This is a genomic window from Achromobacter maghribensis, assembly GCF_057334215.1.
In genome coordinates, this window is the sequence record NZ_JBHFII010000057.1 from 1 (window position 1) to 12384 (window position 12384).

Annotated in this window: 10 protein-coding genes; all 10 read right to left on the reverse strand. The window is 66.4% G+C overall.

Going from position 1 to position 12384, the window contains the following annotated elements; all coding sequences use genetic code 11:
- Window positions 1-91 precede the first annotated feature (91 nt).
- A complete protein-coding gene (locus ACE039_RS24765) occupies window positions 92-925 on the reverse strand; it encodes a symmetrical bis(5'-nucleosyl)-tetraphosphatase (protein WP_485823573.1) in 834 nt (277 codons plus the stop codon).
- Window positions 922-2100 (reverse strand): LPS export ABC transporter permease LptG, encoded by a 1179-nt coding sequence (lptG, locus tag ACE039_RS24770; RefSeq protein WP_485823574.1) that lies wholly within the window; start codon window positions 2098-2100, stop codon window positions 922-924. Before lptG ends, ACE039_RS24765 begins: the two co-directional genes overlap by 4 nt.
- A gap of 91 nt (window positions 2101-2191) precedes the next feature.
- Window positions 2192-2914, reverse strand: coding sequence for a monofunctional biosynthetic peptidoglycan transglycosylase (mtgA, locus tag ACE039_RS24775; RefSeq protein WP_105560570.1), 723 nt, complete (start codon window positions 2912-2914; stop codon window positions 2192-2194).
- A 5-nt stretch (window positions 2915-2919) separates the two neighbouring features.
- On the reverse strand, window positions 2920-3783 hold the full coding sequence (aroE, locus tag ACE039_RS24780) for a shikimate dehydrogenase (protein WP_485823575.1): 864 nt from the start codon (window positions 3781-3783) through the stop codon (window positions 2920-2922).
- Entirely contained in the window at window positions 3780-4712 is a 933-nt protein-coding gene (locus tag ACE039_RS24785; protein WP_332007724.1) for a TonB family protein, read from the reverse strand. The genes aroE and ACE039_RS24785 overlap by 4 nt, the downstream gene beginning before the upstream one ends.
- A 133-nt stretch (window positions 4713-4845) precedes the next feature.
- Window positions 4846-5934: an ABC transporter ATP-binding protein gene (locus ACE039_RS24790; protein ID WP_448709372.1), complete on the reverse strand. Its 1089-nt coding sequence runs from the start codon at window positions 5932-5934 to the stop codon at window positions 4846-4848.
- On the reverse strand, window positions 5927-7705 hold the full coding sequence (locus ACE039_RS24795; RefSeq protein ID WP_105560552.1) for an ABC transporter permease: 1779 nt from the start codon (window positions 7703-7705) through the stop codon (window positions 5927-5929). Before ACE039_RS24795 ends, ACE039_RS24790 begins: the two co-directional genes overlap by 8 nt.
- A gap of 152 nt (window positions 7706-7857) precedes the next feature.
- Window positions 7858-8955, reverse strand: coding sequence for an ABC transporter substrate-binding protein (locus ACE039_RS24800; protein ID WP_313462360.1), 1098 nt, complete (start codon window positions 8953-8955; stop codon window positions 7858-7860).
- 180 nt (window positions 8956-9135) lie between these two features.
- On the reverse strand, window positions 9136-11622 hold the full coding sequence (locus ACE039_RS24805; RefSeq protein WP_485823576.1) for a sensor histidine kinase: 2487 nt from the start codon (window positions 11620-11622) through the stop codon (window positions 9136-9138).
- A complete protein-coding gene (locus ACE039_RS24810; RefSeq protein ID WP_485823577.1) occupies window positions 11609-12280 on the reverse strand; it encodes a response regulator transcription factor in 672 nt (223 codons plus the stop codon). The genes ACE039_RS24805 and ACE039_RS24810 overlap by 14 nt, the downstream gene beginning before the upstream one ends.
- Window positions 12281-12384: the final 104 nt, after the last annotated feature.

Genomic DNA, 12384 nt, shown 5'->3' on the forward strand with positions numbered 1-12384 from the left:
TACGAACCTACGAACCTACGAACCTACGAACCTACGAACCTACGAAGCCACGAAGCCCCGCCACAACGCCCCGCAATCCCCCAAAAACCCGTCACTCAGACAACGGATCCTGAAACTGCGAACACTTCACCTGCACCAGCTTCCGATCCTGCAACCGCAACGCCGTCAGCGCTCCCCCCCACACGCATCCGGTGTCCAGGCAGATCACGTCCGGGCGTTGCAGCAAGCCCAGCGTCGACCAGTGTCCGAAGACCGTTGTGATGTCGCGTGTCGCCCGGTTCGGGACGTCGAACCAGGGGACCAGCCCCGGGGGCCAGGCGCCTGGGGCGACCTTGGTGGCGAACTCCATGTGGCCGTTTGGCGTGCACAGGCGGATGCGCGTCAGCGCATTGATGATCACCCGCATCCGCTTGCCGCCCTTGTGGTCTTCTTTCCACGTGGCCGGTTCGTTGCCGTACATCTTCTGCAGCGCCTTCTGCCAGTTCGGGCCGCGCAGCGCGTCTTGCACCTCGCCGGCCAGCGACAGCGTCTTGGCGACGTCCCATTTTGCCAGCGTGCCGGCGTGCACCAGCAGATGGCCTTGTTCGAAATGGGCCAGCGGGCGGAACCGCAGCCAGTTGATCAGGGCGGTTGCGTCCGGCGCGCGAAGGATGTCTTCGAGCGTGTCCGATTTTGACGGCTTGCGCACCCCGGCCGCGGCGGCCAGCAGGTGCAGGTCGTGATTGCCCAGCACCGACGTCGCGCGGTCGCCCAGGTCGATGATGCGGCGCAGGGTCTCCAGCGACTGCGGGCCGCGGTTGACCAGGTCGCCGGCGAACCAGAAGCGCGACTTCGGGTCGCCGACCAGATCGGGGTGGGACAGCAAGCGATCCAGCGGCGAGCAGCACCCCTGCACGTCGCCGATCATCCAGATACTGCCGTTCATGCGGGACTCTTGCTCCAAGGCCAGCGTTGTTGGACGAACCGGGTAAAGGTGTGGCGGTATTCCATATAGCTCATGGCGCCCAGCGCCAGCGTCATGGCCCCGATGTTCGGGCCCAGGGCGGTCAGCCAGGGCGGCCACTTACCCAGCATGCCTACGTTCAACGCCAACTGGTTCAGCATGAAGAAACCCACGCCCAGCAAGATGCCGATGAAGACCTTGGCGCCGACGCCGCCGCGGCGGGTCTGCATCAGGCCGATCGGCGCGGCAATCGTGATCATCACCAGCAACGTGAACGGATAGGCCAGTTTGCGCCACAGCGCGACGACCTGTCGACCATATTGCAGCTGGTTGTCGCGCAAATACTCCACATAGTCCAGCAACGTGATGATGGACATGCGTTCAGGCGTCAACACGCGGGCCAGCAGGCGTTCGGGGCTGAGGGTGGTGTCGACCGTGCGTTCGGGCACCTTCACCACGGCGGCCGGGGGATTCTTGGGCGGACGGGCGTTGGCCAGCGCCTCGGAGGCGTCGTTGTCCAGCCGCGTTTCGGCCACGTCCTTCAGCACCAGGTCGCCGTGGGCGAACAGCCCGGTAGGCGCCGTGGAGAGGACGGAAAGCGTCAGGTCTTTCTTGAATTCGTAGAGGGTGACGTTGGCCACCTGGCCGTCGCCCTTGAGTTCGCCGATATTGATGATCCGGGTGCCGCCGTTGGCCGTGGGTTCCTTGAACCAATAGCCGCTCTTCAGGCGGTCGCCGCCGGCCTTGCCGCGAAATAGCAGGTTGGCTTCACCGCTTTTGATCTCGGCCCACGGGGTGACGTATTCGGACAGCAGGGCCGCGCCGATCATCAGGGGAATGGTGACGACCCACAGCATGCGCAGCAGGCGCATCCCGCTGACGCCCGAGACCCGCAAGATGACGAGTTCGTTGCGCTGCGCAAGGCCGGCCAGCGCCAGAATCGCGCCGATCAGCAGCCCGATGGGCAGCAGGTCGTACAAGCGGGTGGGAATGGCCAGCGCCTGCATGTAGAGCAGGGCCATCATGGAGAACTTGTCGCCCACGTTGTCCAGGTCGTCCACCAGCGCGAAGAACGTGAAAAGGCCTAGCAGGGCCATAAGGACCACTGCGCAAGAGCGATAGATCTCGCGGGCCAGGTAGCGACGTGCGGTACGCATGAAAAGGAATGGGAGCGCGTAAACGTGAAAGCTTAACAAATCCCACCGGCAAGGGTGGGGAAGGCCTGACGGATTGTCGTGGTTTCGGATGTCAGGGGATATCGACCATCTGCATCCGGCGGGTCAGGACGCCGACGCGGGAGTTCAGGTAGTTGGAATTGCGGCGGCTGTCATAGAAGCGAGGGTTGGGCAGCATGGCGGCCAGCCGGGCGGCCTGGCTGGCGCCCAGGTTGGCCGCCGTGGTGTTGAAGTAGTGTTTCGAGGCGGCCTGCGCCCCGAATACGCCTACGCCCCATTCGGCCACGTTCAGATACAGTTCCAGGATGCGCTCCTTGGTCATGACGTGTTCGATCATATAGGTCAAAACCAGTTCCTGGCCCTTGCGAATATAGCTGCGTGAACTGGACAGGAACAGGTTCTTGGCCAACTGCTGGGTGATGGTGGAGCCGCCGCGCATCTTGCTGCGGCCGGCTTCTTCCTGGCGCTGGTTGTATTCCCAGGCTTTGCGGATGGCGTCCCATTCGATGCCGTCGTGCCCGGTGAAGTTAGAGTCTTCCGAGGCCACCACCGCGCGCTTGAGGTTGCGGTTGATCTTGTCGTAGGGCACCCACTCGTATTGCAGTTTGAAGTCCGGGTTGCCTTCGCGCAGGCGCGACAGCTCTTCGCGCATGATCGCGCTGCTGCCGGGGTCGCGGTAGTTGTACCAGACCACTTGGGCAAAGAGCCAGAATTGATACAGCAGGACCAGGCACACCAGCGCCATCAGGACGCCGGTGGTGATCCGGAACCAGGATCGGCCCTTGCGCGCCGCCATGCTGTTCAGCGTCCCGCCATGAGCGTCTCGCGCAGCGCCGCCAGCACAGGCGCCGGATCGGGGCGCACGCCATGCCAGATGAAAAAGCTCTCGGCGGCCTGGCCCACCAGCATGCCCAGGCCATCAGCCGTCAGCGCGGCGCCGTCGGCCTCTGCCTGTTTCATGAAGGCGGTGGGGGTGGCGCCGTACATCATGTCGTAGGCCGCGGCGCCCTCGGCGTACAAGCCGGCCGGCAAGTCGGGGGCGGCGTCCTGCAGGCCGCTCGCCGTGGCGTTGATGACCAGGTTCCAGCCGCCAGGCAGGGCGGCGTCGGCCAACCCGCCCGCCGTGACCCGGGTCTGCGGCGACACGCCGGTGCTGCGCCAGGCGTCGGCCAGTTCCAGCGCCTTGGACGCCGTGCGGTTGACGATGTGCAGGCGAACGCAGCCGGCTTCCGCCAGGGGCTGCAGCACGCCACGGGCGGCGCCGCCCGCGCCCACCAGCAGCACCGACGCGCCGTTCAAGCGCACGCCCAGGCGCAGCAGGTCGGACACCAGGCCTACGCCGTCCGTGTTGCAGCCGTGCCAGGCGCCGTCGCGCCAGGACAGGGTGTTGACCGCTCCGGCCAGCCGCGCGCGGGCGGTCAGCCTGCCCGCCGCCAGCGCGTAGGCGTCCCGCTTGAAGGGCACCGTGACGTTCAGGCCCAGTCCGCCCTCGGCCACGAAGGCGGCAGTGGCTTGCGTAAATCCGTCCACCGGCGCCAGCAGGCGCTCGTAGCGCAACGGCTTGCCGGTCTGCTGGGAGAACAGCTCGTGGATCTGAGGCGAGCGGCTGTGCGCGATGGGATTGCCGATGACGGCGTAGCGGGCAAGAGGGATCGCCTCGGTCATGGGGCTTGTGTTTCCAGGGTGTCGTTGACGAAATGCCAGGTGCGGGTGATGACCAGCACGTCGGTGTCGCGAGCGATGTCGGGGGGGAACGGGGGGAAGGGGGCCGCCAGTTGGACGATGCGGCGGGCGGCCTGGTTCAGCACCGCGTGCGGCGAAGGCTGGTCGATTTCGACGTTGGCGATGCTTCCGTCGCTGCGGACCGATACCGTGATGCGCAGCGTACCGTAAATGCGTCCGCGCGCCTCGTCCGGGTAATGCTTTGTGCCGACCGCCTCGATGCGGGTGCGCCAGGCGTCCAGGTACGCGGCGTAGCGCGAGGCCTCCGCCGAGGGGGCCACGAACTGCTTGCGGGGTTCGGCGCTGTATTGCTGCACCCGGGCGGCCAGGGCGGCGACCTGGGCGTTCTGGATCACGCTGGCCTGGTCTTGGGAGTCCTGGCCCAGATCGGTCCCGTCCGGCCACGGGTTGACGGCCTGGCGCTCGGCGCCGGCCTTCTCCTGCGAGCGCAACTGGGTCATGAGGCGGGTCTGTTCGGCTTCCAGCTGCACTTGCCGGCGGCGCATGGCTTCCAGCACGATCGTTTCGGCGGATGCGCCCGTCTGGGGCAGCGGGGTGGTGGTCATGCCACGGTCGGCGTTGCCGCCGCCGCTCATCTGATTCTGCGCCTGGGCGCGCGGCGTGTCCGGCGGCGTTTCGCTGCGGGCGTTCAGCAGCACGACTTCCAGGCTGGTCACGGGCGGGCGGGTAAGAGCGGGCACGCCGAAGCGCCACGCCAGGGCGCCGGCGTGCACCAACAGCGATATTGCAATGCCGATGCGCAGGTAGTGCTGGGCGGGAGCGCCCAGCCACCGCACGTAACGGCCTAGCGGGGAGGAGGAATCAGGGCGTTGCACGGACGCATTGTAAGTCGAGTCCACGTCGCCCGGCATGCCAGCCAACGGCTTGTAACAGCTATTGGACGGCGCGCCGGGCCGCCGACCGGGCACGGCTCGGGTCTCGCCACATGCGGTGCAACATGCGGCGCCACACGCGGCATGACCCGCGCGGCATGACCGTGGCGCGTCAGGCTGTCTTGCGCGGGAAGACCCAGACCTTGCTGGCGGGCAGCGCCAGCCGGCACGGGCCGGGCTCGCGGCCTTCCGGACCATAGGCACGCAGGGCCAGGGTGTTGGCGGGGTCCGCGTCGGGCGTGCGGAACAGGTATTCCCAGCGGTCGCCCAGGTACATGCTGGTCAGCAGCGGCATGTCCAGGTGGTTGCCGTCGGGGTCGTCCGCCAGGCGCACTTGCTCCACCCGGATCACCGCCGTGCCGTCCTGGCCCGGGGTCACGCCTTCGCCGGCCTTGCCCCAGAGGGCCCAGCCACGGCCTTCGATGCGGGCCCGGCCGTCGCGTACTTCCGTGACCTTGCCTTCCAGCCGGTTGTTGCTGCCCATGAACTCGGCGGTGAAAAGCGTGGAAGGCGACCCATACATTTCCTGCGGCGTGCCCTGCTGTTCGATCTTGCCGTTGTTCAACAGCAGGATGCGGTCGGAAATGGCCATGGCTTCGCTCTGGTCATGCGTCACCATCAGTGCCGACAGCCCCAGGCGGATGATCAGTTCGCGCAGGAAGGCACGGGCCTCTTCGCGCAGCTTGGCGTCCAGGTTGGATAGCGGTTCGTCCAGCAGGATGACGGGCGGGCTATACACCAGCGCCCGGCCGATGGCCACGCGCTGCTGCTGGCCGCCGGACAGCGCGTGCGGATGGCGGTGGCCCAGCTTGCCCAGGCCCAGCTGGTCCAGCACGGCCTGCACGCGTTCGCGCACTTCGGCCGACGGCACCTTGCGCAACTTCAGCGGGTAGGCCACGTTTTCAAACACGGTCTTGTGCGGCCACAGCGCGTAGGACTGGAACACCAAGCCCAGGTTGCGCTCTTCGGCGGGAATCTCCTTGCGCGCGCCACCGTCGTAGACGATGCGATCGCCAATGGTGATGCGGCCGCGCTTGGGGCCTTCCAGCCCGGCCACGGCCCGCAGCAGCGTGGTCTTGCCGCTGCCCGAGGGGCCCAGCAACGACACCACTTCGCCCTGGCGCAGTTGCATCGACACGCCCTTCAGCACGGGGTTGTCGCCGTAGTCCAGGTGCAGGTCTTCTACAGAAAGCTCAATCATGAAGTTTGACTCCGAATCGCAGGGCGATGCCCAGGCCGATCACGACCAGAACGATATTGATGAAGGAAAGCGCGGCCACGATGTCGATGGCGCCCGAGGCCCACAGCGACACCAGCATGGAACCGATGGTCTCCGTGCCGGGCGACAGCAGGTAGACGCCGGTGGAGTATTCGCGCTCGAAGATCAGGAACATCAGCAGCCACGAACCGATCAGGCCGTACTTGGCCAGCGGCACCGTGACGTGGCGCGTGACCTGGCCACGGCGCGCGCCGGCGCTGCGGGCGGCCTCTTCCAGTTCGGGGCCCACTTGCAGCAGGGTCGACGAAATCAAACGCAGCCCGTAAGCCATCCACACCACCGTGTAGGCCAGCCACACGCTGAAGATGGTGCTGCGCATGGCGCGCAGCCATTCGATGAAGTTCTCGCGCAGCCATTCGGCGAACGGCAGCGCCGACAGCCAGCCGTTTTCATCCACGTCCAGGGCGTTGTCCAGCCACATCGGCACAAACAGGAACACCCACAGGAAGGCCAGGCCGGCCAGCAGGCCGGGCACGGCGCGCGGCACCAGCACGCTGTAGTCCATGAAGCGGGTGACGTTGTCCGGCTTGCGGTGCATGGCCAGGCCCACGAACATGTAGCACATCACCGCCAGCGCGCCGCCGAACACCCCGATGGCCACCGAGTTCACAATGGCGCGGATCAGGTTGGGCTGTGCGAAGACCGTATGGAAAGCATCCAGCGACAGCACGTCGAACAGCGACACCCCCATGCCCCAGTTGGACACGAACGCGCGCAGCAGCACCCCCAGCAGTGGCACCACGATGGTGACCACCAGCCAGAACGCCACGACCGCGCCTGCCGCCCAGCGCCATTTGCCCAGCGGCAACGGGCGCGCCCGCGAGGCCTTGCCCTTGACGGTAACGAAGCGGTTGGCGGTGCGCATCAAACGACGTTGCAGCATCACCAGCGGGATCGTCATGCAGATCAGGATCACGGCCACGGCCGCCATCAGGTGATACGACGGAATGCCCAGCTTGTTGGTCAGCTTGTACAGGTAGGTGGCCAGCACCAGGTTGCCTTCCGGATCGCCCAGCACCAGCACCAGGCCGAACACTTCCAGGCCCAGGAAGAACAGCAGCACGGTGGCGTACAGCATGGCCGGGCGCACCATCGGCAGGCTGACCGACACCATCACGCGCAGCGGCGATGCGCCGGCCACGCGGGCCGCTTCTTCCACGTCGGACCCCATGCTGCGCAGCGCCGACGAGATGTACAGATAGGCGTGCGGCACGTGCGTCAGGCCGGCGATGATGACGATGCTGGTCAGCGAATAAACGTTCCAGGGCACAAAGCCCAGGATGTTCTGCGCCCAGATCGAGAAGAAGCCCACCGGGCCGGCGGCCACGACGTAGCCAAAGCCCAGCACCATGGGCGACACGAACACCGGCACCAGGATCAGCGGTTCGATCCAGCGGCGGCCGGGCAGATCGGTACGGATCATCAGGAAGGCCAGCATGCCGCCCAGCGGAATGGCGATGATGGCTAGCCCGAAGGCCAGGATGAAGCCGCTTTTCAGCGCCTTGTAGAAATCAGGGTCCGCGAAAATGAAGCGGAACGCGTCCAGGCTGAAGACCTTGGACGGGGCAAAGAAGGGCGCGGAGAGAAAGCTCTGGATGATGATGAACGACAGCGGCACGTAGATGGCCAGGGCTGTCATCAACACCACCACGCCGCGCGGCAGGGACTGCCATTTTCTGCGCAATGACTGCATGGGGAAATCCTGTATTCAAAGTGACGCGACGGTCGCGCCGCCCGGGTAGGGGCAGGCCCGCCCCGGGGGGCGGTCAAGCGGGCGGCAGGCCGCCGTCCGCTACGCGTATGGGGCGCCGGGGCGGGCGCGCCGCGCCCCGGACCCGCGCGGCCTTACTTGCCGGCCGCGGCGCGCCAGTCCTTGATGAACTGCAGGCGCTTGGTCTGCTCAAGGTAGTCCAGCAGCGTTTCGTTGACCGGAATCGGCTTGAGCGAGGCGCCCAGCTTCTTGGTCATGCCGTCCACGTCGTTGTCGCCGGCGATGTCATCGCGCACCGAAGCCAGGTCGGCCTGGTTGGCCATGATTTCCTGGCCCTTCTGCGACAGCAGGTAGTCCATCCACAGCTTGGCGGCGTTGCGGTTCTTGGCCTTCTTGCTGATGAACGCCACGCGCGACAACACCAGCGCGTAGTCGGTCGGGTAGGCCACGCCCAGCGACGGGTCGGCCTTGGCGCGCGTTTCGGCGTAAGACCCCAGGATGTTGTAGCCGATCAGGTTTTCGCCCGACGACACGCGTTCCATCATGGTGCCGGTGGACGATTGCACGACCAGGCCGCCCTTGGCGATGTCTTTCAGCGTGTCGAAGTACTTGGGGTCGTTGGCCTTGTCCTGCACGGCCAGCATGAAGCCCACGGCCGACTTTTCAATGTCGTAGGTCGTGACCTTGTTCTTGAACTTGTCGGGCTGGCTGGCGATCAGCTTGGCCAGCGCGCCGTGCGTGGTGGGCACTTCGGCAGCGGGGATCAGGCGCTTGTTGTAGATGAACACGGCCGGTTCGTAGGTCGTGCCGTAGGCCGAATCCTTCCAGACCGCCCAGGCCGGCAGCTTGCCGGCTTCGGGCGACTTGTATTGCAGCGCGTAGTCGGTGGCCAGCTTCAGGGCCGAATCCATCGACGAGCTCCAGACGATGTCGCCGCTGCCACCGCCCGCCGCCTGTTCGCTGATGTAGCGGTTGTAGAGCTCGGTGCTGTTCATGTCGTTGTATTCGACCTTGACGCCCGGATACAGCGCTTCGAAGCCCTTGATGATGGGGCCGGCGGCCTTGGTGTCGGTGGTCGAATAGATGACGACCTTGCCTTCCTTCTTGGCGCCGTCCAGGATCTTTTGATAGTCGGCCGGGTAACCCGCCGGCACGGCCTGCGCGAAGGCGCTGCCGGTGGCGATGGCGAAAGCTGCGGCGCAGGCGGCCGCCAGTTGGGACTTGGCAAGCATGTGTTCGTCTCCGATTGGAATGGGTCTATAGCAGGATCTGGGTCCAGCCTGCGGCCATCTTAGGAGGCGGCGTCTGTCGTCGTCCTGTCATGGGGGCGGTAAGCGGCTAGGGGTAATCCCTGGCCTTGCGTGCTGGCGGCATTGATGGCTTGCGCCGCGCGGCGCGACAGTGCGGCGGCATCAGGGCCGCTTCGGCGTGTCCGTCACCAGCCGCACCCAGTTCTGCACGAAGCGCGAGTGCCGCCGCTGGTCCAGCCCCACCAGCAGGGCGGGGCTTAGCACCACCGGCTGGACGATACCGCTTGAGCGCGCCAACACCGCTTCGGATGTCCAGCGGCCCGGCGTGTCTTCCATGATGGAACCCAGCGCCGCGTGGCTGGAGGCCACCTGCTGGCCGGCCGGAGACAGCAGCCAATCGACCAGCGCGCGCGCCAGGTCGGGGCTGGGCGCGCGCCGCGATATCAGCACGGATCGCGCCAGCACCAACACATAGTCCTGCGGAAAGACCACGCCGATCCTGCCGCCCGCGGCCTGGCGCGACAGCGCGTACGACCCCAGGATGTTGTAGGCCAGGTCCAGTTCGTCGTTCTCGATGGCGTCCAGGATCTGGGCGCTGGTGGGCGACAGCCGCACGCCCACTTGCCCCATCGCGTTGGCCAGGCCCCAGAAGTTCGACGACACCAGCTCATCTTGCTCGGCCAGCAGATAGCCCAGGCTGCTGGCGGCAATGTCGTAGGTGCCGACGCGGCCTTGCAGGCTGGCTTGCTCGCGTTCCAGCAGGCGCAGGATGTCCTGCCGCGAGCGGGGCACGGTGGCCTCGGTAAAGCGCTTGGGGTTGTAGACGATGACGGCGGGCTCGAAGGTAAAGCCGTAGACCTCATTGCGCCAGACGGCCCACGACGGCAGCTTGGACGCGTAGGGCGACGTGTAGCTTTGCGCGTAGCCGTCATTGGCCAGCCGGATCTGCAAGTCCGACGCCGAACTCATCAGCACGTCGACATTTGTCAGGCGTCCGTCGACGGTGGCCTCGTACAGATCGCGGCTGCTGATTTCGCGATATACCACCGACACGTCGGGCCGCAACGATTGAAAGCCCTGGATCAGGGGCGCGACGACAGGCGTGTCGGTGGGACCGGCGATGACCAGCGTGCGCGACGTCGGTTGCGGCGCGGGATAGCGCGTGACGATTTCGTCCAGCTGGGCCGCGCGCGCATCCTGGGGGGCGGACACCAGCAGCATCGCCGCCGTGCACGCCGCGCCCAGCCACGCCGCCAGATTGCGTCCGGCCGGCTGCTGTTGCAGCGGCAGGATGACGCGCGCCGACAGGCCGCCGCCTGGCCGGTCATGCAGCCATAGCGAGCCCCCGTGCGCCGTGGCCACCGAACGCACGATGGCCAGCCCCAGCCCTGATCCCGGTTGCGACACGCCGGCCCGCCCGCGCGTGAAGCGCTGCTGCACGGCTTCCTTTTCGTCGTCAAAGATGCCCGGGCCGCGGTCGGACACCGTCAGCGCCACCCGGAACCCGGCCACGGGCGTGGCCTGGATATCGACGGTGCCGTCCGGCGCATAGCGCAAGGCGTTGTCCACCAGGTTGCGCAGCATTTCGCGTAATGCCACGCGGTCACCGGCCAGCCGGGCGCGGCGCACTTCCGGCGCGATGTCGATGCGCAGCCGTTCGGCGTCCACGGGGCCGATGCGCCGGCGCGTTTCGTTGATGGTCTCGGCCACGCCGACGGATTCGGGCGGTCCCTTGCCCAGCCGGTGCGTGATGGTGGCGTCCATCAATAACTGGTTGATCAACTGGCTGGCGTGCGTGGCGTTCTGATGAATGCGGCCGATACGCTCGCGCAGCCGCGTCGGGTCTGTTTCGTCCAGCGCCACTTCGGCCTGGGCGCGCAGAGATGCCAGCGGCGTGCGGACCTGGTGCGTGGCGTCGGCCACCAGCGTGTTCAAAGTGTCCATGATGATGGAAAGGCGTTGCATGAAGGCGTTCAGCGCTTCGACCAGCCGGCGCACTTCGCGCGGCACGGGCGTGGTCAGCGGCGTCAGGTCTTCGGGCGCGCGGGTGCGCAAGTCGCGCTCCAATACAGCCAGCGGCGCGAAGGCGCGCTGCACGCCGAACCACAACAGCCCCAGCGCCACCAGCGACACGATCAGCAGGGGCAGCACGCCGCGCCCCAGAATTTCGCTGGCCAACGCTTCGCGCGAGCCCAGCGTTTCGGCCACGCGCACCGTCACCCAGCCGGCATGCTGGCTGGCGGACACCAGCCGCCCCACGGTCGCCACGCGGACGGGTTCGTCGTGATACGTCACATACGCGAACACGGGCGTTGCCGCCTGCGCCAGCGGCAAGGCGGGCGCCAGATCGGCATAGCCGGTGATCAGTTTGCCATTGGAGGCGCGCGCTTCGTAGAACACGCGCGCGCCGCCCGACAGCATGGCCAGCGACGAGACGGGCGGCTCGACGGTCACGCCGTTATCTTCGATCTGCACGGACCCGGCGATGGTCAGCGCCGACGCAGCCAACAGCCGGTCGAAGGCCTGCTCGGCCGCCCGGTCCGCATAATCGCGCAGAAAGAACACCAGGCCGACCAGTGCGCACGCCAGCAGCGCCGCGCCCAAGGTAAAGACGCGGCGGCGGATGGAGGCGCGTTCAGAAATGCTCATGGCTGCGGGCCTGATAGCCGACGCCGCGCACGGTGACGATATCGATCGACGCGCCGGCCAGCTTCTTGCGCAACCGCGAGATCAACAGTTCCAGCGCATTAAGCGAGCCGTCGTCCAGGTCGAACAGCTGATTCATCAGCCGTTCCTTGGCAACCGTTTGTCCGATCCGCCCCACCAGGATCTCCAGCAATCGAAACTCGCGCCGCCCCAACTCCAGCGGCGCGCCCGACAACGTAACGCTGCGCCCGGCCAGGTCCAGACTGAGATTGCCGTAGTGCGTGGTGCTGGTGGTCTGCCCGGCCGGCCGCCGCATCAGCGCCCGCAGCCGCGCTTCAAGCTCGCGCAAGTCAAAGGGCTTGACGAGATAGTCGTCCGCACCCAGGTCCAGCATGTCGATCTTGTCTTCAATTTCCGCTCGCGCGGTCATGACGAGCACAGGCGCTTCCAACCCGGCGGCGCGCAGTTCACGAATGACGGAAAACCCGTCCTTGCCCGGCAGATTGATGTCCAGCACCAACGCGTCCCAGGTCTCGTCCAGCCCCCAACGCAACGCCGCCATTCCATCATGCACCCATTGCACGCTATGGCCCGCCAGCCGCAATTTGCTTTCCACGGCATCGCCCAGATCAAGGTTGTCCTCGACCAGCAAAATGCGCATGTTGTCCCTCCGGATGTTGTATGTTTTTCGGGGAGTTTACGAGCTTCAGATGAGTTGTGGGTTTTGGCGTGTGGGTGCGTTGAGTTCTTAAGGCGCCCGTCGCG

Coding starts and splice junctions, on each gene's coding strand:
- ACE039_RS24790 (WP_448709372.1), bottom strand. CDS start 5,934: ATGATTGAGCTTTCTGTAGAAGACCTGCACCTGGACTACGGCGACAAC.
- ACE039_RS24785 (WP_332007724.1), bottom strand. CDS start 4,712: ATGCCGGGCGACGTGGACTCGACTTACAATGCGTCCGTGCAACGCCCT.
- aroE (WP_485823575.1), bottom strand. CDS start 3,783: ATGACCGAGGCGATCCCTCTTGCCCGCTACGCCGTCATCGGCAATCCC.
- mtgA (WP_105560570.1), bottom strand. CDS start 2,914: ATGGCGGCGCGCAAGGGCCGATCCTGGTTCCGGATCACCACCGGCGTC.
- ACE039_RS24810 (WP_485823577.1), bottom strand. CDS start 12,280: ATGCGCATTTTGCTGGTCGAGGACAACCTTGATCTGGGCGATGCCGTG.
- ACE039_RS24805 (WP_485823576.1), bottom strand. CDS start 11,622: ATGAGCATTTCTGAACGCGCCTCCATCCGCCGCCGCGTCTTTACCTTG.
- ACE039_RS24795 (WP_105560552.1), bottom strand. CDS start 7,705: ATGCAGTCATTGCGCAGAAAATGGCAGTCCCTGCCGCGCGGCGTGGTG.
- ACE039_RS24800 (WP_313462360.1), bottom strand. CDS start 8,955: ATGCTTGCCAAGTCCCAACTGGCGGCCGCCTGCGCCGCAGCTTTCGCC.
- lptG (WP_485823574.1), bottom strand. CDS start 2,100: ATGCGTACCGCACGTCGCTACCTGGCCCGCGAGATCTATCGCTCTTGC.
- ACE039_RS24765 (WP_485823573.1), bottom strand. CDS start 925: ATGAACGGCAGTATCTGGATGATCGGCGACGTGCAGGGGTGCTGCTCG.